We start from the raw sequence: 1263 nt of genomic DNA, 5'->3' as shown, positions 1-1263 counted from the left end.
CTACGGCACGGCAGGTGGCGGCGGCATCGGCTCCGTCGACGGCGCCGGAACGGTCACCTTGCGGCAGGATCAAGGCAGTTGGGCGACCGCGCCCATGCTGGCGACGACCCCGACACCCTCCGGCGTACTCGCCGCCGCCACCTGCCGTGCCGTAGCCGAACCAGAGACTGCCCCCGGCGACGGCCAGGGAGCCCGGACGGGTGCCCGCGCCGGTGTCGTAACGGGCCGACTCGGTCAGGTTCTTCGTGTCGATCGCCGCGATCGCGTCCTGGTCCGGGAGGGCCGCGTACAGCACGGATCCGTCGTCGGAGAGGGCGAGACCGGTGGCACCCGGCTCACCACCGAGCGTCGTCGGGTTACCGCCGTCGAGGTCGGTGACGAGAATGCCGCCCGTGCCCGCGCCGCCGCTGATGAACAGGTGTCCGTGGGGCGCGTCCACGACCAGGTGCGCGAAGTGCGCGATCGGCAGCGGGATGTCCGACTGTGCGTACGAGCCGGTCGCGCCGGGACCGATGACGGTCGTCAGTCCCACCAGCAGCACTGCGGCGGCTGACGGCAGAAGTCGTGCCGGTTTCACGAAAGGCCCCCACATAACCTTCACGATCAAGGAGCGCAACCTAGCACGGGGCGGGGCGGGCCAAGGCGGGCGGGATAGCTCCCGGCTCCGCCTGGTCGTCCCCGGAGCGGAAGAGGGGCGGGCGCGCCGCACTCCGGCGGACTCGCGCTCACTGCCCGGCAGGCTCGCGCCACTGCCCGGCAGGCTCGCGCTCACCGTCCGGCAGGCTCGTCGTAGTCGTCGAGAAGAGGGCTGTGACGTTCCGTCAGCGGGCCGACGCCGAGGTTCTCGCGCATGAGCTTGCGCATCCTGGCCGCCGCCTGACCGCGGGCCTCCCAGCGGGCGCGGTCCTCCGGGCTGCCGACCGGGGTGCCGGTGGCGTAGCCGTCGCAGATGCGGCGCAGGCAGTGGAAGACGCCGTTGGACGCCTTGACGACGGGCTGGGGGGCGATGAGCCACATCCGTTCCGAGGCGATGCTTATGCCGGAGTCCCGGAAGGCGTCGCGCAGGGCGAGGGCGCGCTCGTCGTCGGACGGGTGCTCGCGCTGGGCCAGCGCCCGCAGGGTCTCGCCGAGGACCTTCACGGCGGTGGTGAAGGGCCTCTTTGGCGTCGTCGTGCTTCCACCGGTTCCGGTCGGCGACGACGGTGGCGACGATACCGATCGCGGCACCGGCCAGGGTGGAGAGCAGCGGCAGCGAGTCCATGC

General features: G+C 72.4%; 1 protein-coding gene and 1 pseudogene. Both read right to left on the bottom strand.

Going from position 1 to position 1263, the window contains the following annotated elements; translation table 11 throughout:
• A pseudogene (locus CCN72_RS36245) lies at nt 1–532 on the bottom strand (hypothetical protein); the annotation flags it as partial.
• Between the two features lie 236 nt (nt 533–768).
• Nucleotides 769–1140 (bottom strand): hypothetical protein, encoded by a 372-nt coding sequence (locus CCN72_RS36240; protein ID WP_244174658.1) that lies wholly within the window; start codon nt 1138–1140, stop codon nt 769–771.
• Nucleotides 1141–1263 lie beyond the last annotated feature (123 nt).

This window comes from Streptomyces murinus (assembly GCF_002154555.1).
GTDB lineage: Bacteria > Actinomycetota > Actinomycetes > Streptomycetales > Streptomycetaceae > Streptomyces > Streptomyces murinus.
The sequence above is the reverse complement of the archived record's forward strand: the minus strand, read 5'-3'. Positions and strand labels throughout refer to the sequence as shown.